Origin of the sequence: Rathayibacter sp. AY1F2 (assembly GCF_002930885.1) — a bacterium.
Taxonomy (GTDB): Bacteria; Actinomycetota; Actinomycetes; order Actinomycetales; family Microbacteriaceae; genus Rathayibacter.
In genome coordinates this window covers 1-24,914 of the sequence record NZ_PSVG01000028.1, presented here as the reverse complement: position 1 = coordinate 24,914, position 24,914 = coordinate 1, and the positions used below count along the sequence as shown (strand labels likewise).

The window sequence follows — 24,914 nt, the reverse complement described above, 5'->3', positions numbered from 1 at the left end:
CGATCGTACGGTCAACGGGAGTGGAGGCGGCCCCGAGGCCGCCTCGGACGCTCTCGCCTCCACCCCCTGCCGCGCTGAGCGGCGGGACGCACGCGGAGGCTCGACGCACGGCTGTCCCACGCTCCCGACCCGGCACCACGAGATGAGCGCAGGGCGTCGTCCCTGCGCGCCGACGGAGTGTACGTGCACCAGAACCAGCAGATCATCAGCGAGCCCCGGAGCGAGGCGGGCGCCGATCCCGCGACCCCAGCTCTCGAGGCCCGCCACCTCTTCAAGGTGTTCGGCCGGAAGCCCGACGAGGTCGTCCGCCGACTGGGCGAGGGCGCCGACCGCGGCGAGCTCGCCGGACTCGGCACGGCCGCGGTGATCGACGCGTCCTTCACCGTGCGCCGCGGCGAGATCTTCGTCGTGATGGGCCTCTCCGGCTCCGGGAAGTCCACCCTGATCCGCATGCTGAACGGGCTCCAGGAGCCCTCCGCGGGCGAGGTCCTGATCGAGGGCTCCACCATCACCGGCGTCTCCGAGGCGGAGCTGCGCCGCGTGCGCCGCTCGTCGGTGTCGATGGTGTTCCAGCACTTCGCGCTCCTCCCGCACCGCACCGTGCTCGACAACGTCGCGTACCCGCTCGAGATCCAGGGCGTCCCCGCGGCCGAGCGCCGCGAGCGGGCCCTGCTCGCGGTCGAGCGCGCCGGTCTCGCCGGCTGGCACGAGAAGATGCCCGACGAGCTCTCCGGCGGCATGCGCCAGCGCGTCGGCCTCGCCCGGGCGCTCGCCGCCGACACCGACATCGTGCTGATGGACGAGGCGTTCTCGGCACTCGACCCGCTGATCCGCCGCGAGATGCAGGAGCAGCTGATCGAGCTGCAGCACGAGCTCGGCAAGACCATCGTCTTCATCACGCACGACCTCAACGAGGCCATGTTCCTCGGCGACCGCATCGCGGTGATGCGCGACGGCCGCATCGTCCAGATCGGCACCCCGGAGGAGATCCTCACCGACCCGGCGAACGACTACGTCGCCCAGTTCGTGCAGGACGTCGACCGCGCCCGTGTGCTCACCGCCTCCGCCGTGATGGAGCCCGCCCGCTCCGTGGTCACCCTGGCGGCCGGTCCTCGCGCCGCGCTGCGGAGCATGCGCGATCTGCAGACCTCGGCCGCGTTCGTGGTCGGCGGCGGACGCCGCCTGCTGGGCACGGTCCGCGACCGCGACGTGATCGAGCAGGTGCGCCGGAGCGCCGGCGACCTCTCGGCGGTCCTCACCTCCGACGTCGTCACCGTCGGTCCGGACACCGCCCTCAGCGAGGTCATCGAGCCCGCCGTCGAGTCGGCGCTGCCGGTCGCCGTGGTCGACGCCGACGGGCGTCTGCTCGGAGCGATCCCGCGGGTGACCCTGCTCGCGGCGCTCGGCAACGTGCCCGCCCGCACCGGCGAGCACCCGGTGATCGAGCCGCCCGCCACCGTCTCGACCGAGGTCGTCACCGCGACCCTGCACGCGACCGGAGGCCCCGTCGAGGACGCCGTCCTCGCGGCGGACGGAGGTGCACGATGACCGATCTCGGCTTCCGCCTCCCGCTCGGCGCCCTCGCCGAGGGTGCCGTCGACGTCCTCACGCAGACCTTCCAGCCGGTCTTCGACCTGCTGCGCACCGTCTTCGGCGCCCTCTACTCCGGCGTCGACCTCGTCCTCGCGACGCCGCCCTTCTGGGTGATCGTCGCCTTCCTCGCCGTACTGGCCTACGCCGTCCGCGGCTGGGTCTTCGCGGCCGGCACCGCCGTGGGGCTCCTGCTGATCGTGGGGGTCGACCAGTGGGAGAACGCGATGGACTCCCTCGCGCTGGTGCTCGTCGCCTCCGTGATCGCCATCGCGCTGAGCGTGCCGCTGGGCGTGCTCGCCGCGCGCAACCGCACGGCCTCCGCGGTCATCCGGCCCGTGCTCGACCTGATGCAGACGATGCCGGCCTTCGTCTACCTGATCCCCGCGCTGATCCTGTTCCGGGTCGGAGTGGTGCCGGGCATCGTCGCGACCATCGTGTTCGCCATGGCGCCGGGCGTCCGGCTCACCGAGCTGGGCATCCGCGGCGTCGACCCGGAGCTCGTCGAGGCGGGGGAGTCGTTCGGCTCCTCGAAGTGGCGGATCCTCCGCCAGATCCAGCTGCCGCTCGCGCTGCCCTCGATCCTGGCGGGCCTCAACCAGGTCATCATGCTCTCGCTCTCGATGGTCGTCATCGCGGGCATGGTCGGCGCCGGAGGGCTGGGCGGCGACGTCGTCGCGAGCCTCAACCGGATCGATGTCGCGCTCGGCTTCGAGGCGGGCGTCTCCGTCGTGATCCTCGCGGTCGTCCTCGACCGGATGACCGGCGCGCTGGGCTCGCCCTCGCCGGCGAGGGTCGCCCGGGCGAAGAACCGCCGCGCCGTCATGGCGACCCGCTCGGCCGTCGGCGTCGTCTCGATCGGCCTGGTCGCGTCCCTCGGGGCCGCGACCCTCGCCGCTCCCGCCACCGCCGCCTCCGTCGACAACGGCGACCGCACCGACGTGACCGTCGCCGTGTTCCAGGGCTGGGACGAGGGGATCGCCGTCTCCGCTCTGTGGGAGGCGGTGCTCGAGGAGCAGGGCTACGACGTGACCCTGCAGAACGCCGACGTCGCCCCCGGCTTCCAGGGCCTCTCGACCGGCGACTACGACCTCGCCCTCGACACCTGGCTGCCGCTCACCCACGCCCGGTACGTCGAGCAGTACGGCGACTCGATCGTCGACCTGGGCGCATGGAACGACGAGGCGAAGCTGACCATCGCGGTCAACGAGGACGCCCCGATCGACTCCCTCGAGGAGCTCGCCGCCGACCCGGGCGTCGTCGGGAACCGCCTGATCGGCATCGAGCCCGGCTCCGGTCTCAACAAGACGACGACCGAGGACGTCATCCCCGGCTACGGCCTGGAGGGGATGGACTACCTCACCTCGTCGACGCCGGCCATGCTCCAGGAGCTCTCGAGCGCGACCGCCGCGGGCGAGAACATCGCCGTCACGCTCTGGCGCCCGCACTGGGCCTACGACGCCTTCCCGGTCAAGGACCTCGCGGACCCGAAGGGCCTGCTCGGGCAGGCGGAGGGGATCCACTCCTTCGGCTCGGCCGCGTTCGACGCGGACTACCCGACGATGAGCCGCTGGATCCGCGACTTCCGGATGGACTCGAAGACGCTCTACTCGCTCGAGAACGCGCTGTTCAACGACGGGGCCGACGACCGCTCCGCCGCCCTCGCCGCGTGGATGGACGAGAACCGGGAGTACGTCGACACGCTGATCACCTGATCCGCCACCACGACGAAGGCCGAGAGGCCGGGCGGCCCCGGACCAGGGCTGTCCCGGCCTCTCGGCCTTCGTCGCGCAGGGGTCAGGCGGCGCTGACCCGGCGTCCCGCGGTGGCGCGGACGAGGAGGGTGACCACCAGCACCACGGCGGCGGCGACCAGCGCGGCGATCCCGGCGGGGACCGAGACGAGCTCGCCGGCGAAGCGGCCGACGGCGACCCAGGAGAGTCCCCAGACGAGCGAGAGCATCGGGGCGATGCGGCCGCGGCCGGTGACCGCGATCAGGAGTCCGACGAGCGCGGCGACGGCGAGGACGACGACCGCCCAGACCGCGGCGCCCGGACCGTCCGCGCTGCCGACTCCGGCGCCGACGAGCCCGGCGGTGACGTTCGCGGCCGTGGCCACGCACACCCAGCCGAGGTAGAGCCCGAAGGTGCCGTCCGTCACGATCGCGTCGACCACTCCGGCCGAGCGGGTGGTCCGCAGGATCACGAAGATGCGCGCGAGCACGGCGAGCAGCAGGGCGATCACGACGACGCTGAGCGTCAGGAAGCCGGCCTGGACGACCAGGATCCACGCGGCGTTCAGGAGGAGGCTCGCGGCGGCCCAGTAGCCCAGCCGGCGGTGGCGGGTGCGGGCGGTCTGCGAGGGCAGGAACTGCCAGATCGCGTAGGCGATGAGGCCGGTGTAGATGACGCTCCAGATCGCGAAGGCGGGGCCGTCGGGAGCGATGGGGGTCGAGGACGCGGTCAGGGCGCCGCCGGCCGCGTTCTGGATCTGCGTGCCGCCCGCGGCGCCCGAGCCGATGAAGGAGCCGATGAGGGCGAGCACCGCGCTCACGGCGACGACGACCTGGCGGATCCGGTCGGCGCGGTCGGGGGTTCGTGTGGCGGTCATGTCGCTCCTCCATTAGTCAGCTGGCTGAGTAATGAGAGTAGCGCGGTTCCGCTCCCCGTCCACTGGGGCTTGCGGCAAGGCCCCGACCCTGGAGAGGGCCGGGGCCGGATTCTCAGGCGCGGGCGGCCGCGTACTGCTCGCGGATCACGGGGCGGTGGTCCGGCGCGGGCTCGGCCTCCGAGGTGACGGTCCACGTCGGACGCGATCCGGTCAGCGCCCAGGCGGCCTGCACGGCGGCACCGTCGGCCACGTACTCGCCGGGCGTCGGCACCTGCACGGGCACGTCGAACACCTGCGATGCAGCGAGCTGCACGGCGCGGTTCTGCGCGGCTCCGCCGATGAGGAGGATGCGCCGCGCCTCCACTCCCTGCGCGCGAACGGCGTCGAGCCCGTCGGCCAGTCCGCAGAGCATGCCCTCGATCGCCGCGCGGGCGAGGTTCGGTCGCGTGGTCGAGGCGATGGTCATCCCGTGCAGGCTCGCGGTCGCGTCCGGCAGGTTCGGCGTGCGCTCGCCCTCGAAGTAGGGGACCAGCACGAGGCCGTCGGCACCCGGCTCCGCCTCGAGCGCCAGTGCGGCGAACTCGTCGAAGTCGCTGCCGAGCAGGGTCGCGGTCGAGGCCAGCACGCGCGCGGCGTTGAGCGTCGCGACCAGCGGCAGGAAGCGCCCGCTCGCATCGGCGAAGCCGGCGACGGTCCCGGAGGCGTCGCGCACCGGGTCGTCCGTGACGGCGAAGACGGTGCCGCTCGTGCCGATGCTGACGACCACGTCGCCGGGGCCGGCGCCGAGGCCGAGCGCGGCGCCCGCGTTGTCGCCCGCGCCGGGGCCGACGACGAGTCCGCTCTCGGTGCGGCCCGCCTCCTCCGAGGGGCCGAGCACGCGGGGGAGCAGCGGGCGGTGGCCGAGGGCGCGCTCGAGCAGGTCGAGGTCGTAGCCGTCCGCTCCCCAGTACGAGGTGCCGGACGCGTCGGACCGGTCGGTCGTGAGCGCGTCGAGCTGCGGACCACGGGCGGAGTCGGGGCCGTAGCCGAGCAGGCGCCAGGTCAGCCAGTCGTGGGGGAGCGCGACGGCGGCGACACGGGCGGCGTTCTCGGGCTCGGCGTCGCGCAGCCAGCGGAGCTTGGTGGCGGTGAAGGAGGCGACCGGCACCGATCCGGTCCGCTCCGCCCAGGCCCCGGCTCCGAGCTCCTCGATGAGCGCGGCGGCGGCGGGCGCGCTGCGGGTGTCGTTCCAGAGCAGAGCGGGGCGGATGACGGCGCCGCTCTCGTCGAGGACGACCATGCCGTGCTGCTGGCCGCCGACCGAGATCGCGGCGACGTCGTCGAGCCCGCCGGCGTCGGCGAGGGCGAGCTGCAGCGCCTCCCACCACGCGGCCGGATCGACCTCGGTGCCGTCCGGGTGGCTCGCCCGGCCGGTGCGCACCACGGCGCCGGTGTCGAGGTCGCGGACGACCACCTTGCAGCTCTGGGTCGACGAGTCGATCCCTGCGACGAGCGTCATCGCTGTCCTCTTTCGTTGGGGGTACGGGTTCGGGCGTCCGGTGCGGAACCGGGCCGGATGCAGGAGAACGGACGAGATCCCGTGCCGGTGCAGGGGATCTCGTCCGTCTCAGGTCGTCCCGCGGCTGACCGCGGGCTCAGGAGGTGCGGGTCAGCCGCGGGCGCCGAGCAGGTGCTCGGTGGCCAGCTGCTGCAGGCGCACGAAGCCGAAGCCCTTGCCGCCGAGGTAGGCGTCGGCGTCGAACGACTCGTACGAGGCGGTGTCCGCGAGCAGGTCGTCGTACGACTCGCCCTCGTTCAGCGTGGGGGTGGAGAGCTCGGCGACCTTCGCGGCGGCCAGCGCCTCCTGCACCTCGGGGTCGGCGCGGAAGGCCGCGGCGCGCTCCTTGAGCAGCAGGTAGGTGCGCATGTTCGCGGCGGCCGAGTCCCAGACTCCGGTCTCCTCCTCGGTGCGCGAGGGCTTGTAGTCGAAGTGGCGCGGGCCGTCGTAGGCCGGGACGCCGCCGGGGCCGCCGTTCTCGAGGAGGTCGACGAGCGAGAACGCGTTGTGCAGGTCGCCGTGGCCGAAGACCAGGTCCTGGTCGTACTTGATGCCGCGCTGGCCGTTGAGGTCGATGTGGAAGAGCTTGCCGTGGTACAGCGCCTGGGCGATGCCGGCGGTGAAGTTCAGGCCCGCCATCTGCTCGTGGCCGACCTCGGGGTTCACGCCGACGAGCTCGGGGCGCTCGAGGGAGTCGATGAACGCGATCGCGTGGCCGAGCGTCGGCAGCAGGATGTCGCCGCGGGGCTCGTTCGGCTTGGGCTCGATGGCGAAGCGGATGTCGTAGCCCTTGTCGGTGACGTAGTCGCCGAGCAGGTTGACGGCCTCGCGGTAGCGCTCGAGCGCGGCGCGGATGTCCTTGGCGGAGTCGTACTCGGCGCCCTCGCGGCCGCCCCACATGACGAACGTCTTCGCGCCCAGCTCGGCGGCGAGGTCGATGTTGCGGAGGACCTTGCGCAGCGCGAAGCGGCGGACGTCGCGGTCGTTCGAGGTGAAGCCGCCGTCCTTGAAGACCGGGGCGCTGAAGAGGTTCGTGGTGACCATCGGCACGATGAGGCCGGTGGACTCCAGCGCGCCCTTGAGGCGGTCGATCTGGGTCTGGCGCTCGGCGTCGGTGGAGCCGAAGGCGAACAGGTCGTCGTCGTGGAAGGTGAGGCCGTACGCGCCGAGCTCGTCGAGCTTCTCGACCGCGTGGACGACGTCGAGCGGCTCGCGTGTCGGGCCGCCGAACGGGTCCGTCCCGTTGTAGCCGATGGTCCAGAGGCCGAACGAGAACTTGTCGGCGCGGGTGGGGGTCAGGGACATGGGATCCGAATCCTTTCCGGCGACGTCGCCGAATTGTTGTTGGGCCCAACATATCCCCTGAGGGTCGGGAGGCGCAACGAGCGGAAGGCCCGGCGCGTCGCCCTCCGGCCCCTCGCGGGTGCCGCCCGCTCATTCCGCGGAACCGCTCGCGGAGCGGGCCGACGCCCGGGGAGGTCGTCGCGAGGATCGCTTGCGCAAGCGCTTCGACTGTGCGTACAGTCGCTCCAGCACGACCGGTCGAAGCGCTTCGAAGCCCGACCGCGACCGACGACGACGTCCGGCAGGAGGGGCCATGGCGACCATCCACGACGTGGCCCGCGCTGCCGGAGTCTCGATCAGCACCGTCTCCTACGCCCTCTCCGGCAAGCGCTCGATCGCCGCCTCCACACGGCAGCGCGTCGACGACGCAGTGCGCCAGCTCGGCTACCGGCCCCATGCGGGAGCCCGGATGCTCGCAGGGGCGCGGACCCACATCCTCGCCCTCTCCGCCCCGATGCGCGGCGAGCTGCATCTGCCGACCCACATGCGCTTCGTCACCGAGGTGCTCGAGCGCGCCCGGGAGTCGGACTACGACGTCCTGCTGCTCGTCACCGACGAGGCCTCCAGCGGCATCGGGCGCGTCTCCTCCTCCTCGCTCGTCGACGGCATCGTCCTGATGGGCATCGACGACGACGACGACCGCGCCGAGCTGATCCGCGCGGCCGGGGTCCCCGCCACCTTCATCGGCGTGCCCGCCGACTCCCACGATCTCGCCTGCGTCGACCTCGACTTCGCCGAGGCCGCCCGCCAGAGCGTCCGCCGGCTCGCCGAGCTGGGCCACCGCTCGCTCGGCCTGCTCGAGCACCCGCAGTCCTACACCGACCGCAACGCCGGCTTCGTCCGCCGCTTCGACGAGGCGTTCCGCGCCGAGGCCGCTGCGCTCGGAGTCGAGATCGCGGTCGAGCGCCCGCACATCGGCCGCCCGAGCGCATCGGCCGCGATCGACGCGATCCTCGGAGCACCCGTCCCGCCGACCGCGCTCGTGCTGCACTGCAACGAGCCCGTGGCGGAGGCGGCGATCGAGCGCGTCCTCGAGCGCGGCCTCTCCGTCCCCGGCGACCTGTCGATCCTGGCGGCCTGCGCCAGCTACGACGGCGGCGCCCTCCCTGTCCCCACCAGCAGTCTTCCCCTCCCGTTCGACGCGATGTGCCGAGCGGCCGTCGCGCGGACCCTTCAGCAGATCGACTCCGGCCGCACCGTCGGCGTCGAGCTGCTCCCGCCCTCCTACGTCGACCGCGGATCCCTCGCGGCCGCTCCGACCGGCGCTCCGGTGCCGGCGGTCCCGTCCGGCACTCCCGCGCCGGCCTCCCTCTAGCCTCCACCCTCTTCCCGCCCGCTCCGGCTCTGCGCACTGTCGAAACGCTTCGACACCGCGCCTCCGCGAGAGAGCGCTCCCTGCACCACCTCCGCAGCACCACCGCACCGTTCGAAGGAGAACCACCGCAATGTCGCTCCGATCCCGCTCCGCCTTCCACCGCCCGACCGCCGGTCTCAGCCGGCGCAACCTCCTCGCCGGCGGAGTCGGCCTCAGCGCGATGTTCGCGCTGGCCGCCTGCTCCGGTGGCGGCTCCGACGCCGGCTCCGACGCGCTCTCGACCACGGTCGACGGCGCCGGCCGCACCCTCACGCTCTGGGACTTCGAGACGCCCGACAGCGACCGCGGCATCGCCTGGCTCGCCGCCCGCGACATCTTCACCCAGGAGACGGGGGCCGAGATCGCGTACGAGTTCAAGGCCTTCGAGCAGCTGCGCACCGGCGCCAGCCAGATCTTCAACTCCAACTCGGCGCCCGACGTCGTCGAGTACAACAAGGGCAACGCGACCAGCGGGCTCCTCTCGAGCCAGGGCCTGCTCACCAACCTCGACGAGGCGGTCGCGTTCTACGGCTGGGACTCGCTGATCCCCGGCGCGCTGCAGACCACCGCGAAGTACGACGAGAACGGGATCATGGGCTCCGGCTCCTGGTACGGCATCCCCAACTACGGCGAGTTCACCTTCGTCTACTACAACAAGGACGCCTTCGCCGCGAACGGCCTCGAGGTCCCCACCACCTACGAGGAGTTCACGGCCGTCCTCGACGCCTTCGTGGCCAAGGGGATCACCCCGCTGGCCGAGGCCGGCGCCGAGTACCCGCTACAGCAGCTCTTCTACCAGCTCGCGCTGCTGAAGGCCGACCGCTCCTGGATCACCGACTACCAGACCTACACGGGCGAGGTCGACTTCGAGGACGCGGCCTGGAGCTACGCGGCCGACCAGCTGAAGACCTACGTCGACAAGGGCTACTTCTCGGCCGACGCCTCCGGGCTGAAGGCGGAGGACGCGGGCACGGCGTTCATCTCGGGCGAGTACCCGATCTTCTTCTCGGGCTCCTGGTGGTTCGGCCGCTTCAAGACCGAGATCACCGCATTCGAGTGGGACACGTTCCTCTTCCCGGGCGCCGAGTTCACGATGGGCTCCGCCGGCAACCACTGGGTGATCCCGGAGACGGCGAAGAACAAGGACCTCGCCTACAAGTGGATCGACATCACGATGCGACCCGAGATCCAGAACCTCATCGGCAACAACGGAGGCATCCCGCTGGTCGTCGACGAGAGCGCCATCACCGACGAGAAGAGCAAGGCGCTGCTCTCGCAGTGGAAGACGGTCGTCGACGGCGACCAGCTCTCCTTCTACCCCGACTGGCCCACCGCGACCTTCTACGACGACCTGGTCGCCGCCACGCAGGAGCTCATCAACGGCTCCTCCGACGAGTCCGCCATGCTCTCCGACCTCCAGGCCAAGTACGACGACGGAGTCGCCGACATCACGTGACGCGGAAGCGTCACGTGATGTCGGCCACGGCGGCCGGCCCCGCGCCTGCAGGCGCGGAACGGCAGCGGAAGACCCAGTGAGGTGACGGCGACTCCTCGACGGGGTCGCACGAGCACCGCCGAGCCTTCACCCCCCCGCTGGATGCCGCTCCGGTACGCGACACGCCGTCGCCTCCGTACCGGAGCGGCATCCCGCGGCAGCACACCCACGACCCCGTCCGACCTAGGAGTACCCATGACGACGACAGCACCTCGTCGCGCGGAGAGCGCGCCGCCTCCCACGACGCCGCCCCGCGAGAAGCGCTCCGGCGGCTACTGGCTCTACCTGATCCCCGGGTTCGTGCTCTTCACGTTCATCGTGCTGATCCCGCTGATCTGGAACGTCTACATCAGCTTCACGTCCTGGCGCGGCATCAAGCCGCCGATCTTCATCGGCCTCGACAACTGGATCGAGCTGATGGGCGACGACCAGTTCTGGACCTCGTTCCTCAACTCGGTCTACATGATCATCGCGATGGTGATCGTCCCCACGATCCTCGGACTCCTGCTCGCGGCGATCCTCTTCGATCTCGTCGGCAAGAAGTTCGGCGGGCGCCTGGCGAGCTTCCTCCGCGCCACCTACTACCTGCCGCAGATCCTGCCGACCGTCATCGCCGCGATCGTCATCGGCTGGATCCTCCGCCCCGACAACGGCGCGCTGAACTCGATCCTCGAGGCCGTCGGGCTCGGCTCCCTCTCGCACGACTGGCTCGGCAAGCCGGACACCGCGATGCTCTCGATCATGGTCGTGATGATCTGGGTGCAGCTGGGCTACCCGGTCGTCATCTTCATGGCGGCGCTGCAGCGCGTGGACCCCGAGCTCTACGAGGCGGCGGAGCTCGACGGGGCGAACTGGTTCCAGCGCTTCCGCTGGATCACGGTCTCGATCATCCGGCCCGAGATCTTCGTGGTCACCCTCACCTGCACCATCGCCGCGCTGAAGGTCTTCGGCCCGATCTACGCCCTGACCCGCGGCGGCCCCGGCGACTCCACGATCGTCCCCTCCTACTACTCGTACACCGAGTTCTTCCAGAAGCAGCAGGTGGGCTACGGCGCCACCATCGCGACCGCGCTCACGATCGTCATCGTGATCCTCGCCGTGCTGTTCATCCGCGCCCAGGAGCGCGTCGAGCGCAGCGAGGGAGCCCGCTGATGTCGGCCATCGAGACCCTGCCCCTCACTCAGGCCGGCACGGAGGACGCGGACCTCTCGTCCTCCCGTCCCGCCAAGCCCGCGAAGGGCACGACGAAGCGCACCCTCGGCGACTGGGTGATCCTCGCCGTCGCCGTGGTGATCGGGCTCGTGATCATCAGCCCGGTGCTGCTGATCCTGCTCAACTCCTTCAAGACCCCCGCGGAGTACTCGGCGAACGGCCCGCTCGCCTTCCCGACCGGCCTCTCCTTCGACGGCCTCTCGACCTTCTGGAGCCGCGTCGACTTCCCCGAGAAGCTCGGCAACTCGATCCTCATCTCGGGGTCGGTCGCGATCCTCGCCGTCGCCCTCTCGGTGCTGAACGCCTACGCGATCGGTATCGGCCGGGTCCGAGGCCGGAGCTGGATCATCGTCCTGTTCCTGCTGGCGAACATGCTCCCGCAGGAGGCCCTGCTCTACCCGCTGTACTACATGTTCAAAGCGGTCGGGATCTACGACACCCAGCTGTCGGTCATCGTCATCTTCACCGTCATCCAGTCGGCGTTCGGCACCTATCTGCTCTCGAGCGTCTACGGCACCTTCCCGAAGGAGATCCTCGAGGCCGCGGCTCTCGACGGCGCCTCGAAGTGGCAGGTCCTCACCCGGGTGATCGTCCCGATCTCGCGGCCCACCCTCTCGGTGCTGATGATCTTCTTCTTCATCTGGACCTGGAACGAGTTCCTCATCCCGCTGGTCTTCCTGGTGAGCGACGCGACGCAGACCGTCCCGATCGCGATCTCGAGCCTCCAGGGCGACAAGATCATGGACGTCACCACGACCAGCGCGAGCGCCCTCCTGGGCCTTCTCCCGACGCTGATCTTCTTCCTGATCTTCCAGCGCACCCTCACCCGCGGCATCACCGCCGGCGCGGTCAAGTAGCCCTCTCTCCCTCCGTCGGCGCCTCCCTCACGGGATCCGCCGGCGCGCCATCGAAAGGCACCCCCATGAAGTTCACCGACGGGTTCTGGCAGACGCGGGCCGGATTCACGCCCCTGTTCGCGCAGGAGGCGTACGACATCCGCACCGACGGCACCTCGCTCGAGGTGATCGCCCCGACCCGGGTCATCCAGGGCCGCGGCGACGTCCTCAACCGGCCGGCGCTCACGGTCACGGTGTCCTCGCCGGCCGAGGGGGTCGCGCGGGTGCGGATCGAGCACTGGCGCGGGACGGCCTCCCGCCCCGGCTTCGAGCTGGCCGAGGGCGACGTCGGAGCGGCGGAGGTGACGGAGTCCGGAGGCGTGCTGCGCACCGGCGACCTCGAGGTCCGGATCAGGCAGGGCGCTCCGTGGTCGCTGGAGTTCTGGGACACCTCGACCGGCACGCGCCTCACCGGGTCCGGGCACAAGGCGCAGGGCTACCTGACCGGACCGGACGGAGCCGCCTACCTGCACGAGCAGCTCGACCTCGGCGTCGGCGAGCTGGTCTACGGGCTCGGCGAGCGCTTCGGCCCCTTCGTGAAGAACGGCCAGACGGTGGACGTGTGGAACGCCGACGGCGGCACCTCCTCCGAGCAGGCCTACAAGAACGTCCCGTTCTACCTCTCCAGCCGCGGCTACGGCGTGCTCGTCAACGATCCCGGCCTCGTCTCGTTCGAGATCGGCTCCGAGGCGGTCGAGCGCGTGCAGTTCTCGGTCGGTGGCGAGGCGCTGGAGTACCTGGTGATCCAGGGCCCGACGAAGAAGGACGTGCTGCGGCGCTACACCGGTCTCGCTGGCCGCCCCTCCGTCGTCCCCGCCTGGAGCTACGGGCTCTGGCTGACGACCAGCTTCACCACGAGCTACGACGAGGAGACGGTGAACTCCTTCATCGACGGCTTCGCGGAGCGGGAGCTGCCGCTGTCGGCGTTCCACTTCGACTGCTTCTGGATGCGCGAGTTCCAGTGGACCGACCTCGAGTGGGACCCGCGCACCTTCCCGGACCCCGAGGGGATCCTCGCCCGCCTGCACGAGCGCGGGCTGCACACCTGCGTCTGGATCAATCCGTACATCGCGCAGGCGTCGCCGCTGTTCGCCGAGGGGCGCGAGAAGGGCTACCTGCTCAGAACGGCCTCCGGCGACGTCTGGCAGTGGGACATGTGGGTCGCCGGCATGGCGCTGATCGACTTCACGAATCCGGAGGCGACCTCCTGGTTCCAGGAGAAGCTCCGCGTCCTCGTGCGCCAGGGCGTCGACTCCTTCAAGACCGACTTCGGCGAGCGGATCCCGTCGGAGGGCGTCGTCTGGGCCGACGGGACCGACCCCGAGGCCATGCACAACTGGTACACCCAGCTCTACAACCGCGCGGTGCACGAGGTGCTCGAGCAGGAGCTCGGCGAGGGCCGCGCGGTCCTCTTCGCCCGCAGCGCCACGGTCGGCGGGCAGTCGCTGCCGGTGCACTGGGGCGGGGACAACACCTCCTCCTACGTGTCGATGGCCGAGACCCTGCGCGGAGGCCTCTCGCTCGCGCTGGGCGGGTTCGGCTTCTGGGCGCACGACATCGGCGGCTTCGAGGGCACGCCCGATCCCGGAGTGTTCAAGCGCTGGCTCGCGTTCGGCCTGCTCTCCTCGCATTCTCGGCTGCACGGATCCTCCTCGGTGCGCGTGCCGTGGGCGTTCGACGAGGAGGCCGTGGAGGTCACCCGGCTCTTCACCCGGCTGAAGCTCTCGCTGATGCCCTACCTCTTCGCGGCGGGGGCGGAAGCGGCGAGCACCGGCGTCCCGATCATGCGGCCGATGGCGCTCGAGTTCGAGGACGACTGCAGCGCCGCCCACCTCGACACGCAGTACCTGCTCGGGCACGACCTGCTCGTCGCTCCGGTGTTCACCGAGGACGGCACGGTCGAGTTCTACCTCCCGCGCGGGACGTGGACGAGCTGGTGGACGGGCGAGCGGACCGTCTCGACGGGGGAGTGGCGCCGTGAGGTCCACGGCTTCGACTCGCTGCCGCTGTACGTGCGCGAGGGCGCGGTGATCCCGGTAGGGGCCCGCCAGGACTCGGCCGAGTACGACTACCTCGACGGGCTCGAGCTGAGGGTGTTCCCGGGACCGGACGGAGCGACGCCGGTCCGGGTCGTCGCGCACGACACGGGGGAGGCGACGGTCTTCACCGTGACGCGCTCCCGCGGCGACGTCTCGGTCGACGGCCCGGCCGGCACCTGGACCTGGGTCGAGGCCTGAGCGGCGCCCTCCTGCTGATCGAGCAGCGGGCGCAGCCCTCCCCTCGAGACCCCGGCCCCGCCCCCGGCTAGGCTGACCCCCGCAAGCAGAGGAGACCGCGGATGCCCGACCACGCGACGCGCGGCAACAACCTCGACCGCGTCCGGCGGCACAACCTCTCGGCGATCCTCCGCCTCGTGCACCGCGGCGGCCCCCGCTCCCGCTCGCAGCTGACCCGCCTGACCGGCCTCAACCGCTCCACGATCGCGGCACTGGTCGGCGAGCTGGTGGAGCTCGGCATCGTGCGCGAGCGCGAGCCCGCCACGCCGAACCAGGTCGGCCGGCCGAGCCCCGTCGTCGAGGCCGATCCCGGAGTCGTCGCGCTCGCCGTGAACCCCGAGATCGACGCCGTCACGGTCGCCGTGGTCGGGGTCGACGCCGTCGTCCGCCGCCGCATCCGCCGCTCCGCCTCCGTCCCCACCGCCGAGGCCGCCGCCCGTCTGGCGGCCGAGGCGATCGCCGAGCTGCTCGCCGAGCTGCCCGAGGAGACGCGGACCGTCGGCATCGGCGTCGCCGTGCCCGGCCTCGTCCGCGACGCCGACGGCCTCGTCCGGGTCGGCCCGCACCTCGGCTGGGACGACGAGCCCTTCTCCCGCATGCTCGCGGACGCGACCGGACTGCCCGTCCTCTCGGCGAACGACGCCAACCTCGGTGCGCTCGCCGAGAGCGTCCTCGGCGCCGGCCGCGACGTCTCGCACCTCGTCTACCTCAACGGCGGCGCGAGCGGAGTGGGCGCCGGCGTCATCGTCGGCGGCGCGCCTCTGCACGGCATCGACGGCTACGCGGGGGAGATCGGCCACACCCTCGTCAACAGCGCCGGCATCGACTGCCACTGCGGCGCCGTCGGCTGCCTCGAGACCGAGGTCGGCCGCGCCGAGCTGCTCACCGTGCTCGGCCTCGACGAGAGCGAGCGGCTGGAGGAGGCGCTCGCCGCCTCCGAGGACCCGGCCGTCCGTGCCGAGGTCGAGCGCCAGCTCGGGCACCTCGCGGTCGCCCTGCGCAACGTCATCAACGTGTTCAACCCGCAGCTCGTGGTGCTGGGCGGCTTCCTCGGGGCGCTGATCGGAGTCGCGCCGGGGTTCCTGGAGGAGCGCCTGGGCCGGGGCGGCCCCTTCCGGGTCGCGCTCGACTCCGTGCGCATCGTGCGGACCGAGCTCGGCGCCGATCTGCTCATGCTGGGCGCAGCCGAGCTCGCCTTCGAGCGCCTGCTCGCCGACCCGCTCGGCACTCCGCTCCACCCGGTCTGACCCGACGGCGGTCCGAGGGGTGGCGCCCCTGTCCGACACGTGATCGAATTGATTCGACCGAGCGGCGTGGAGCCGACGAGGTCCGCTCCCGCGCCGAGGACGACACCGGCCGGACCCCTCCCTCCCACCCCGCTGCGCCCTGCGCAGGAAGGCACTCCGTGTCCACTCCCGCCTCGACTCCGACCGCCTCCCTCCCGGTGCACCGCCACCCGGGCGACGCCCTGACGGCCCGCCAGCGCCTCGTCTACGTGATCGTCCTCGGCTCGCTGACCGCCCTCGGGCCGTTCACGATCGACCTCTACCTGCCGGCGTTCCCCGCGCTGCAGAGCGAGCTGAACGTCTCGGAGGCGGCGGTCCAGCTGACCCTCACCGGCACGACCCTCGGCTTCGCGCTCGGCCAGCTGGTCGTGGGCCCCTGGAGCGACGCGGTCGGCCGGCGCCTGCCGATCCTCCTGGCCACCTCGCTGCACGTCCTGGCCTGCGTCGGCGCGGCGCTCGCCCCCGAGATCGTCACGCTCGGCGTCTTCCGCTTCCTGATGGGGGCCGGTGCGGCGGCGGGCGGCGTGGTCGCGATGGCGATGGTCCGCGACCTCTTCGGCGGACGCCCGCTGGTGCGGATGCTGTCCCGGCTCGCCCTGGTGTCGGGCCTCGCGCCCGTGCTCGCGCCGGTCATCGGCTCGCAGCTGCTGCTGATCATGGACTGGCGCGGGATCTTCGTCTTCCTCGCCGCCTACGGCGTGCTGGTCGTCGCGGCCGTCGGCCTGCTCGTCGTCGAGACCCGGCCCCGCGCCGCCCGACACGAGCGCGAGCACCGCTCGCTCGTGCAGCGCTACCGGGCCGTCCTCAGCGACCGCGTGTTCCTCGGAGTGGCGGTGATCGGGGGCATGACCTTCGCCGGCCTGTTCACCTACCTCTCCAGCTCCTCGTTCCTGTTCCAGGGCCTCTACGGATTCGACGCGCAGCAGTACGGGCTGCTCTTCGCCGTGAACTCGCTCGGCGTCGTCCTCGGCGTGCAGGCGTCCTCCTACCTCAGCCGGAGGATCGGGCCGCAGTGGATCCTCGCGACCACGACGCTGACGCTGTTCACCTCCGCCGGCCTGATCGCCCTCTTCGACGTGCTCGGGCTGGGGCTCTGGGGCACGCTCGTCCCGCTGTGGTTCTTCATCGCGTCCTGCGGCTTCAGCTTCCCGTGCGTGCAGGTCCTCGGCCTGGTCAACCACGGCCGGGAGGCGGGGACGGCCGCGTCGCTGCTCGGAGCGGTCAACTTCGGCACCGCCGGACTGCTGTCGCCGATCTCGGGGGTCTTCGGCGCCGGCTCGGCCGTGCCGATGGCCGTGGTGATGATGGCGACGGCGACCGTGTCGATCCTGGCGCTCTGGCTGATCGTCCGGCCGAGGAGCGTCCCGGCGCTGCAGGACTGAGCGCTCGGCTCCGGGTCCCGGCGGTCCGGCACGCCCCGCTCCTGCAGCTCCTCCCGGGTGTTCGGGCCCTCGCTGGATCCGCTCCCGAGCGCCGCTGCTACAGTCCCCTCCCATGTCCTCCCGCGACTCCTCCGCCCTGCTCGCCGAGCTCTCCGACCCCGACCGCGACGTCCGCCTCCGTGCGGCGATGACCCTGGGCGAGCTCGCCGAGCCCGCCACCGCCGAGCCCCTCGCCGCGCACCTGTGGGAGGAGCCGGACTTCTTCGTCCGCGACGTGCTCACCTGGTCGCTCGGCCGCCTCGGCTCCGCCGCCGTCCCCGTCGCCCGCGAGGCGCTCGGCCGCGAGCCCCGAGTGCGCACGCAGGCGCTGCACGTGCTCAGCAAGATCCTCGACCCGGCGACGCTCGACGACATCGCCCCGCTGGCCGCCGACTCCGAGCCCGCCGTCGCTGCGAAGGCCCGCTTCGCGCTGGGCCGCCTCGGCGACGAGCGCGCGCTGCCGGTCCTGCTCGGCCTGCTCGGCGACGACGACGCGGAGGCGCAGAACGTGCTCACCGACGTCCTCGCCTCCTTCGGCGCCGCGGCCGTCCCCGGTCTGGAGCAGGCCCTCCGCGAGGGGTCCGCGCCGGTCCGGCGTCACGCCGCCGCCGCGCTCGGCTACCTGGGCGACGACGCGCGTCCTGCCGTCGACGCGCTGGAAGGGGCCGCCGGCAGCGACGACTCCGCGCTGGCGGTCTCGGCCGTGATGGCGCTCGGCTCGATCACCGGTCCCGACGCGGCCGCCGCCCTCGAGCGGGCCTCCGCCTCGGACGACTCCCGCGTGAGCGCCGTCGCCGCGCGGCTCCTCGCCCGCTCCTCCGAGCCGACCCGGCTCGACGCCCTCCGCGCCGCCCGCCTGGCCCGCGCGGCCGGCTGAGCCGCGCCGCGAGACCCCCGCGGGGGAAGGCCGGGCATCCGCACGGCCGGTCGAACCGTGCCACGAACCCGGCGCACGGACGCCGGGCTTCCGAACCGTCGGCCGAGCCGCCCCGCAACCCCCAGCGGGGGAACGCCGGGTGACGGCATCATGTCCGGATGGATCACCGCGACGACCGCCTGTCGACCGAGCCCGGAATCGCGCGCCCCGACGCCGTCCAGCGTGCGCGGAGGCGCGAGCAGGTGCCGTCCGACGACGTCGCCGCCCGGCTGCTGACGAAGGAGGCGGCCCACCGGGTCTCCCGCCGCTGGCCGCTGATCTCCGCGTCGCTCGCGATCCTGCTCACGGTGCTCCTCGCCGTGCTGATCGCCTTCCGCCCCACCTCGGCCTTCCGCTTCGACGTGGAGTGGATGGACGAGATCGTCGAGCACCGCTCGCCGGTCTGGGACATCCCGGCCCTCGTCATGAACACGGTCGGAGCGGGGCTCGTCGGCACGACGCTCATCCCGCTCGGCATCGTCGCCGTGCTGCTGGTGTTCCGCAGGCGGTGGGCCGCGCTCTACTACGCGATCGCCGCGCTGGTCAGCGTGGGCGCCACCCAGCTCGTCAAGGAGCTGGTGGGACGCGCCCGCCCGGCCGACATGCTCGTCACCAGCGACTACGGCTCCTTCCCGTCCGGCCATACCGCCAACGCGGCGACGACGGCGATGGTGCTGGCCCTGGTGTTCCCGCTGCTGTGGGTCTGGATCGCGGGCTTCCTCTACACCGTGGCGATGATGGCGAGCCGCACCTACCTCGGCGCCCACTGGCTGAGCGACACCGTCGGCGGCCTGCTGCTCGGGATCGGCGTGGCGCTCGTGGTCTGGGCTCCGCTCGCCGGCCGCCTGCGCACCGAGGCCGAGCTCCCGCACCCGCCGATCTGGATCCGCCGCACCACCTGACCGGCGCAGCGCTCCCCGCGAGGGCTTCGAGCCCCTGAGGGTCGGCGCCCGAGGAGCGCGGAGGCTCACCGATCAGCCGAAGGCGGCGAGGGAGTCGAGCTCGTTGAAGGTGTAGACGTGCAGGCCCGCGAGGCGGTCGCCCGCCGCCGCTTCCAGGCGCGCGACGAACGAGGACGGGTCGAAGCGGCGTCCGCGGAGGAGCCCGCCGGCCACCGAGGTGCTCCGCTTCAGGAAGCCGAGCGAGGAGCCCACTCCGATCCGCGCGCCCAGCGTCAGCAGCCGCGAGCGCTCGACCGGCCCCGGCACGCCCGCCCACAGATCGGCCGTGATCCCCGTCTCGCGCAGCCGATCGGCGTAGCGGACCACCGCATCCACGTCGAAGCACATCTGCGTGACGATCGAGCGGATGAACGGAGCGCGCTCGCGCAGGTGCCGCTCGATGCTCTCGTCGGAGAGGTGCGGGTGGCCCTCGGGGTAGCCTGCGATGTCCAGGGCCAGCCCGGGTGAGATCTCGCGGGCGTCGCGGATGAGCTCGAGGCTCGTGGAGTAGGTGCCGGCCGCCGAGGACGCGTCGCCCGAGATCACGAACGCCTCGTCGATCCCCGCCTCGCCCATCCGCCCGAGGACCCGCTCGAGTGCGGCGCGGCCCTCGACGTTCCGCGCCGCCAGGTGGGGCACCACGCGGAACCCGCGCCCGGCCAGCGCGACCGCGCAGTCCACGGTCCGCTCGGTCCCGTGCTTCGGCAGGCTCGTCACGGTCAGCGTCACCGCGGAGGGGTCCGGGAACGCTCGCGCGGCGCGCTCGCCGATGTCGTCGGTCGGGATGATCTCGAAGCGCGCGCGGGTCATCGGCCCAGCCTGCCACGCGGAGCCGGAGCGGTGCGGGTGGTGGCCGCGGCCGCACGAGTGTCGGAGGGGCGCCCTAGCCTGGAGCCGATCGCCGCCCGGTGGTCGCGGAAGGAGTCGCGTGTACCTGGAGTCCGGCCGCGTGGTCACGAGCCCCACCGACCTGTCGAACTGGGCGGCCTGCGAGTGGGCCGTCCTCCGCCGGTTCGACGCCCTGCTCGGCCGCGCCCCGCGCCTCGAGGCCGAGAGGGACGGGATGCTCGAGCGCACCGCGGTACTCGGCGACGAGCACGAGCACCGCTTCCTCGCCGAGCTGAAGCGCACGCACGAGGTGCTCGAGTTCGAGCGCCCCGAGCCCGCCGGCTACCCCGCGGCGGCCGAGGCGGCCGTCGAGGCGATGCGCGCCGGGGTCGACGTGCTCTACCAGGCCACCTTCTTCGACGGCGAGTTCCTGGGCTTCTCGGACTTCCTCCTCCGCACCGCCGACGGCGCCTACGAGGTCTACGACACCAAGCTCGCCCGGCACGCGAAGATCCCGGCGCTGCTGCAGCTCGCCGCCTACGCCGAGCAGATGCAGGCGCGCGGCATCCGCGTGGGGGAGCAGGTGCACCTCGTGCTCGGTGACGGCTCCGTCACCAGCCACGAGCTGGCCGTCGTCGCCCCGGTCCAGCGGGTGCAGCGCGCCCGGCTCCGCGCCGTGCTCGATGAGCGCCTCGCCGCCGACGAGCCGCTGGAGTGGGGCGATCCGCGCTACCCCTCCTGCGGACGCTGCTCCGTCTGCGCGCCCGAGGTCCAGGCGCACCGCGATCCGATCCTCGTCGCCGGGATGCGGCTCGACCAGCGGGCGAAGCTCGGGGCGGCCGGCGTGCTCACCATCGACGCCCTCGCCGAGCACGACGGCCCCGTCCCCGGGCTGGGCGCGGGCACGCTCGAGGGCCTGCGCGCCCAGGCGCGGCTGCAGCTGCGGTCGGAGTCCTCGCCGGTGCCGGCCGTCGAGGTGATCGACGCCTCCGTGCTCGCCGGGCTGCCCGCCCCCGACCCGGGGGACCTCTTCTTCGACTTCGAGGGCGACCCGCTCTACACCGAGGACAACCGCGAGTGGGGCCTCGACTACCTCTTCGGCATGGTCGACGACCAGGAGCGCTTCACCGCGCTCTGGGCGCACGACCTCGCGGCCGAGCGCCGGGCGCTCCTCGACTTCCTCGCGCTCCTGCGGGCGCGCCGGGCCGAGCACCCCCGGATGCACGTCTACCACTACGCCTCCTACGAGCGCAGCCACCTGCTCTCGCTCGCGCTCCGCCACGGGGTCGGCGAGGAGGAGGTCGACGCGCTCCTGCGCGACGGCGTCCTGGTCGACCTGTACCCGGTGGTGCGGCGGGCGCTCCGCGTGGGCTCGCGCAGCTACTCGCTCAAGAAGCTGGAGCCGCTCTACATGGGCGAGGAGGAGCGGGACGCGTCCGGCGTCACGAACGCCGCCGACAGCATCGAGATGTACGTGGAGGCGCGCGCCGCGCAGAGGGCCGATCCTGTCGAGGGGCAGCGCGGGCTCGACCTCGTCGCCGAGTACAACGCCTACGACTGCCGCTCCACGCTCCGCCTGCGCGACTGGCTCCTGGAGCTCGCTCCGCCGCGCGAGGAGCTGCCGCCGCTGCTCGAGGTCGAGATCCCCGTGCCCCGCGAGCCGCACCCGGTCGCGGTCGCACTGCTGGCGCAGGTCGAGGGGATCGAGCCGCGCGAGCGCACGGCCGACCAGACCGCGCTCGCCCTCGCCGGCGCGGCGATCGACTACCACCGCCGCGAGGCCAAGACCTTCTGGCAGGAGCACTTCGACCGCCTCCGGCAGCCGCTGGACGAGTGGGCGGACACCCGCGACGTCGTGATGATCGACCGGGTCGAGGTCGTCCGCGACTGGGCGAAGCTCCCGCGCGCCCGCACTCAGTCGCGCGAGCTGCGGATCCTCGGCCGGCTCGCTCCCGGCAGCCGGCTCGGCACCGGCTCATCGCCGTACCTGGTCTACGAGGCCCCGGCGCCCCCTGGTGCACCCTCGCCCGGTCCCGGTCTGCGCGGCGCCTCCGAGCGCTCCGAGATCCTCGGGGTCGACGACGACGGGGAGCGGATCGTCCTGCTCCTCAAGGAGGGCCTGAAGGCGGGGGAGGATCCGCACGACGACGCTCCGGTCGCCCTCGCCCCCGCGCCGCCGCCGCGCGCCGCGCCCCAGCCCGAGGCGATCGCGGAGTGGGGCGGCGAGGTCCTCGACGCGCTGCCCGCGATGCTGGCCGACCCGGCGCTCGACGTCCTCCGCCGCGTGCCGCCGGGAGCCGTCGCTCCGGTGCAGGGCGACGACGTGATCGGCGCGGTCGTCACCACTCTGCTCGGACTCGACCGGGCGACCCTCGCGGTGCAGGGTCCGCCCGGCACCGGGAAGACCTACGTCGGCTCCCACGTGATCGCACGGCTGGTGAACGAGCACGGCTGGCGCATCGGCGTGGTCGGCCAATCGCACTCGGTGGTCGAGAACGTGCTGAGCGCCGTCGTCGGCCGCGGCGTCGATCCCTCCCGCGTGGCGAAGGTGCCCAAGAACGGCACGCGGCCCGAGGCGCTCGAGGCGGCGCCCTGGGCGCCGGTGAAGAACGCGGCGGCACTCACCGCGGTCCTCGAGGAGGGCGGCGGCTGCGTCATCGGCGGCACCGCCTGGACCTTCGCGAACCCGGTCACCGTGCCGCGCCGCTCGCTCGACCTCCTGGTGGTCGACGAGGCCGGGCAGTTCTCGCTCGCCCCGACGATCGCGTCGGCCGTCTCCGCCCAGCGGCTGCTCCTGCTCGGCGATCCGCAGCAGCTGCCCCAGGTGAGCCAGGGCGCGCACCCGGAGCCGGTCGACGAGTCGGCGCTCGGCTGGCTCGCTGACGGGCACGACGTCCTCCCGCCCGAGTACGGCTACTTCCTCGCGCAGACCCACCGGATGCACCCGGCGCTCTCCGACGCCGTCTCCGAGCTGTCCTACGAGGGCGCGCTGCGGTCGCGGGCGCCGCAGGTGCGCCACCTCGAGGGGGTCGAGCCGGGCGTGCACTCCGTCCCGGTCGAGCACGCGGGCGACACCACCTCCTCGCCGGACGAGGCGAGGCGCGTCGTCGAGATCGCCCTCTCCCTCGTCGGCCGCGCCTGGACCGACGAGCACGGCGAGCGGACGCTGACCGCGGCCGACGTCATCGTCGTCGCGCCCTACAACGCCCAGGGCGGGCTCCTCCGCACCGCCCTCGACGCCGCGGGCCTCGAGGAGACCCCGGTCGGCACGGTCGACCTCTTCCAGGGCAGGGAGGCGGTGGTCGCCATCGTGTCGCTCGCCGCGTCCTCCGGGGCCGACGTCCCGCGCGGGATGGAGTTCCTCCTCCTGCCCAACCGCCTGAACGTCGCGGTCTCGCGCGCGAAGTGGGCGGCGTACCTGGTGCACTCGCCGGCGCTCGCCGCCTCGCTCCCGACCTCGCTGACCGGCCTCGGGCACCTCTCCGGCTTCCTCCGCCTGCTCGAGCAGGGGGAGCGGGCCGCCCTGTGACGGATCCGGTGGCCTAAAGGTGCGCTCCGCTCCGATTCCGTCGGTGCTCGGCATGGTGGACGACGCGATCCGTCGCTACGGTGTCCCCATGAGAATCCTCCTGGTCGGCGCCGGCGGCGTCGGCGACGCCTTCGCGAAGATCGCCGCGCGCCGCTCCTTCTTCGAGCAGATCATCGTCTGCGACTACGACCTCGCCCGGGCCGAGCGCACGGTCGCGTGGATCGCGGAGCGGCACGGTGCCGACGACCGCTTCGTCGCCGCGCGGATCGACGCCTCCGACGCCGAGAACGTCGAGACCGTCGCCCGCGCGCACGGGGCGACCCACGTGATGAACGCCGTCGAGCCGCGCTTCGTCCCGACGATCTTCGCCGGAGCGCTCGCCGCCGAGGCCGACTACCTCGACATGGCGATGAGCCTCTCGCTCCCGCACCCCGAGCGGCCCCACGAGCTGACGGGGCTCAAGCTCGGCGACGAGCAGTTCGCCGCGGCGGAGGAGTGGTCCTCCCGCGGCCGCCTCGCCCTGGTGGGCATGGGCGTGGAGCCGGGACTCTCCGACGTCTTCGCCCGCTACGCCTCCGACCACCTCTTCGACGAGATCGACGAGCTCGGAGTGCGCGACGGCGCGAACCTCGTCGTGCACGACGCGGACGGCCGCGAGATCTTCGCTCCGTCCTTCTCCATCTGGACCACGATCGAGGAGTGCCTGAACCCGCCGGTGGTGTTCGAGCGCGACCGCGGCTGGTACACCACCGTCCCCTTCTCGGAGCCGGAGGTGTTCGAGTTCCCCGAGGGCATCGGCCCGGTCGAGTGCGTGAACGTCGAGCACGAGGAGGTGCTGCTGATGCCGCGCTGGCTCGACGCCAAGAAGGTCACCTTCAAGTACGGCCTCGGCGAGCAGTTCATCGGCGTCCTGCGCACCCTCCACCTCCTCGGCCTCGACAGCACCGAGCCCCTGCGGGTCCGCTCGGCCGGCGGTCCCGTCGAGGTCTCGCCGCGCGACGTCGTCGCCGCCGCCCTGCCCGACCCCGCCGGCATCGGCCCGCGGATGACCGGCAGGACCTGCGCCGGCCTCTTCGTCTCCGGCACGAAGGACGGCGCCCACCGCGAGGTGTACCTCTACCACGTGAGCGACAACGAGTGGACGATGGCCGAGTACGGCACCCAGTGCGTGGTCTGGCAGACGGCGCTCAACCCGGTGGTCGCGCTCGAGCTCCTCGCGACCGGCGTGTGGACCGGCGCCGGAGTGCTCGGGCCGGAGGCGTTCAGCGCCGACCCGTTCCTCGAGCTGATGGCCCGCCCCGAGGCCGACGGCGGGTACGGACAGTCCTGGCACGTCCGCGAGGACTGATCGGCGCCGCCGACCTAGGCTGAGCCCATGAGTGACGACGACGGGCTCGCCTCGGCGAGGGACGAGGCGCGCGCAGCCCTGGAGGCCGCCCGCCGATTGCAGGCGGAGGCCGCCGAGGCCCTGGCGCGAGCGGAGGCGGCGGCCGCGGCGCTGAACGCGGCGGCCGGCCCGGAGGAGGCGGAGGCCGTCGCGGACGACGTGCGGCTGGTGGCGGCGTCGGGGAGCGGAGCGGAGCAGTCCGCTGCTCCCGTTGCTCCGGACGCCGTCGCTCCGGACGCCGTCGCTTCCGGTCCGATCGCTCCGGATGCAGATGCTCAGCCCACCCCCTCGG

Annotated in this window: 17 protein-coding genes and 1 pseudogene; 14 read left to right on the top strand and 4 right to left on the bottom strand. The window is 72.6% G+C overall.

Features of this window, described 5'->3' with window-relative positions; genetic code table 11:
- Positions 1-183 precede the first annotated feature (183 nt).
- Both C5C54_RS15990 and C5C54_RS18475 read left to right on the top strand, forming a co-directional pair.
- Positions 184-1,548, top strand: a complete 1,365-nt coding sequence (locus C5C54_RS15990) for a glycine betaine/L-proline ABC transporter ATP-binding protein (RefSeq protein WP_374953290.1) — start codon at positions 184-186, stop codon at positions 1,546-1,548.
- Positions 1,545-3,305, top strand: a complete 1,761-nt coding sequence (locus C5C54_RS18475; protein ID WP_104288782.1) for an ABC transporter permease/substrate binding protein — start codon at positions 1,545-1,547, stop codon at positions 3,303-3,305. Before C5C54_RS15990 ends, C5C54_RS18475 begins: the two co-directional genes overlap by 4 nt.
- An 82-nt stretch (positions 3,306-3,387) precedes the next feature.
- Here the strand turns inward: C5C54_RS18475 and C5C54_RS15980 are convergent, their stop codons facing one another.
- From C5C54_RS15980 to xylA, 3 genes are all read right to left on the bottom strand, one after another.
- The gene (locus C5C54_RS15980) at positions 3,388-4,200 is read right to left on the bottom strand and encodes a tryptophan-rich sensory protein (protein WP_104224878.1); all 813 of its coding nucleotides are present in this window, start codon (positions 4,198-4,200) and stop codon (positions 3,388-3,390) included.
- A gap of 112 nt (positions 4,201-4,312) precedes the next feature.
- A complete protein-coding gene (gene xylB / locus C5C54_RS15975) occupies positions 4,313-5,698 on the bottom strand; it encodes a xylulokinase (RefSeq protein WP_104288781.1) in 1,386 nt (461 codons plus the stop codon).
- 150 nt (positions 5,699-5,848) lie between these two features.
- Entirely contained in the window at positions 5,849-7,042 is a 1,194-nt protein-coding gene (gene xylA / locus C5C54_RS15970; RefSeq protein ID WP_104288780.1) for a xylose isomerase, read from the bottom strand.
- A 292-nt stretch (positions 7,043-7,334) separates the two neighbouring features.
- Here xylA and C5C54_RS15965 point away from each other — a divergent pair, with 292 nt between their 5' ends.
- The 9 genes from C5C54_RS15965 (at position 7,335) to C5C54_RS15925 (ending at position 18,839) form a co-directional block, all read left to right on the top strand.
- Positions 7,335-8,396, top strand: a complete 1,062-nt coding sequence (locus C5C54_RS15965) for a LacI family DNA-binding transcriptional regulator (RefSeq protein WP_104288779.1) — start codon at positions 7,335-7,337, stop codon at positions 8,394-8,396.
- Between the two features lie 130 nt (positions 8,397-8,526).
- Positions 8,527-9,891 carry an ABC transporter substrate-binding protein gene (locus C5C54_RS15960; RefSeq protein ID WP_258063357.1) on the top strand — a complete coding sequence of 455 codons (1,365 nt, stop codon included), beginning with the start codon at positions 8,527-8,529 and terminating at the stop codon, positions 9,889-9,891.
- Between the two features lie 234 nt (positions 9,892-10,125).
- On the top strand, positions 10,126-11,082 hold the full coding sequence (locus tag C5C54_RS15955; RefSeq protein ID WP_104224874.1) for a carbohydrate ABC transporter permease: 957 nt from the start codon (positions 10,126-10,128) through the stop codon (positions 11,080-11,082).
- Complete coding sequence (locus C5C54_RS15950) at positions 11,082-11,999, top strand: carbohydrate ABC transporter permease (protein ID WP_104227354.1); 918 nt, start codon at positions 11,082-11,084, stop codon at positions 11,997-11,999. The genes C5C54_RS15955 and C5C54_RS15950 overlap by 1 nt, the downstream gene beginning before the upstream one ends.
- Positions 12,000-12,064: 65 nt before the next feature.
- Entirely contained in the window at positions 12,065-14,275 is a 2,211-nt protein-coding gene (gene yicI / locus C5C54_RS15945; protein WP_104288778.1) for an alpha-xylosidase, read from the top strand.
- A gap of 101 nt (positions 14,276-14,376) precedes the next feature.
- The gene (locus tag C5C54_RS15940) at positions 14,377-15,561 is read left to right on the top strand and encodes an ROK family transcriptional regulator (protein ID WP_104288777.1); all 1,185 of its coding nucleotides are present in this window, start codon (positions 14,377-14,379) and stop codon (positions 15,559-15,561) included.
- Positions 15,562-15,719: 158 nt separating this feature from the next.
- Entirely contained in the window at positions 15,720-16,982 is a 1,263-nt protein-coding gene (locus tag C5C54_RS15935; protein ID WP_104288776.1) for a multidrug effflux MFS transporter, read from the top strand.
- A gap of 112 nt (positions 16,983-17,094) precedes the next feature.
- Positions 17,095-17,898 (top strand): HEAT repeat domain-containing protein, encoded by an 804-nt coding sequence (locus tag C5C54_RS15930; RefSeq protein WP_104288775.1) that lies wholly within the window; start codon positions 17,095-17,097, stop codon positions 17,896-17,898.
- A gap of 158 nt (positions 17,899-18,056) precedes the next feature.
- On the top strand, positions 18,057-18,839 hold the full coding sequence (locus C5C54_RS15925) for a phosphatase PAP2 family protein (protein ID WP_104288774.1): 783 nt from the start codon (positions 18,057-18,059) through the stop codon (positions 18,837-18,839).
- Between the two features lie 72 nt (positions 18,840-18,911).
- On the opposite strand, the gene C5C54_RS15920 is transcribed toward C5C54_RS15925, so the two are convergent.
- Entirely contained in the window at positions 18,912-19,688 is a 777-nt protein-coding gene (locus C5C54_RS15920) for a methylenetetrahydrofolate reductase (protein WP_104288773.1), read from the bottom strand.
- 118 nt (positions 19,689-19,806) lie between these two features.
- Between C5C54_RS15920 and C5C54_RS15915 the strand changes: the two genes are divergently transcribed.
- The 3 genes and pseudogenes from C5C54_RS15915 to C5C54_RS15905 all read left to right on the top strand — a co-directional run.
- Entirely contained in the window at positions 19,807-23,235 is a 3,429-nt protein-coding gene (locus tag C5C54_RS15915; protein ID WP_104288772.1) for a bifunctional RecB family nuclease/DEAD/DEAH box helicase, read from the top strand.
- A gap of 88 nt (positions 23,236-23,323) precedes the next feature.
- Positions 23,324-24,583 (top strand): saccharopine dehydrogenase family protein, encoded by a 1,260-nt coding sequence (locus C5C54_RS15910; RefSeq protein WP_104288791.1) that lies wholly within the window; start codon positions 23,324-23,326, stop codon positions 24,581-24,583.
- Between the two features lie 27 nt (positions 24,584-24,610).
- A pseudogene (locus tag C5C54_RS15905) lies at positions 24,611-24,914 on the top strand (hypothetical protein); the annotation flags it as partial.

Coding starts and splice junctions, on each gene's coding strand:
- C5C54_RS18475 (WP_104288782.1), top strand. CDS start 1,545: ATGACCGATCTCGGCTTCCGCCTCCCGCTCGGCGCCCTCGCCGAGGGT.
- C5C54_RS15980 (WP_104224878.1), bottom strand. CDS start 4,200: ATGACCGCCACACGAACCCCCGACCGCGCCGACCGGATCCGCCAGGTC.
- xylB (WP_104288781.1), bottom strand. CDS start 5,698: ATGACGCTCGTCGCAGGGATCGACTCGTCGACCCAGAGCTGCAAGGTG.
- xylA (WP_104288780.1), bottom strand. CDS start 7,042: ATGTCCCTGACCCCCACCCGCGCCGACAAGTTCTCGTTCGGCCTCTGG.
- C5C54_RS15965 (WP_104288779.1), top strand. CDS start 7,335: ATGGCGACCATCCACGACGTGGCCCGCGCTGCCGGAGTCTCGATCAGC.
- C5C54_RS15960 (WP_258063357.1), top strand. CDS start 8,527: ATGTCGCTCCGATCCCGCTCCGCCTTCCACCGCCCGACCGCCGGTCTC.
- C5C54_RS15955 (WP_104224874.1), top strand. CDS start 10,126: ATGACGACGACAGCACCTCGTCGCGCGGAGAGCGCGCCGCCTCCCACG.
- C5C54_RS15950 (WP_104227354.1), top strand. CDS start 11,082: ATGTCGGCCATCGAGACCCTGCCCCTCACTCAGGCCGGCACGGAGGAC.
- yicI (WP_104288778.1), top strand. CDS start 12,065: ATGAAGTTCACCGACGGGTTCTGGCAGACGCGGGCCGGATTCACGCCC.
- C5C54_RS15940 (WP_104288777.1), top strand. CDS start 14,377: ATGCCCGACCACGCGACGCGCGGCAACAACCTCGACCGCGTCCGGCGG.
- C5C54_RS15930 (WP_104288775.1), top strand. CDS start 17,095: ATGTCCTCCCGCGACTCCTCCGCCCTGCTCGCCGAGCTCTCCGACCCC.
- C5C54_RS15925 (WP_104288774.1), top strand. CDS start 18,057: ATGGATCACCGCGACGACCGCCTGTCGACCGAGCCCGGAATCGCGCGC.
- C5C54_RS15920 (WP_104288773.1), bottom strand. CDS start 19,688: ATGACCCGCGCGCGCTTCGAGATCATCCCGACCGACGACATCGGCGAG.
- C5C54_RS15910 (WP_104288791.1), top strand. CDS start 23,324: ATGAGAATCCTCCTGGTCGGCGCCGGCGGCGTCGGCGACGCCTTCGCG.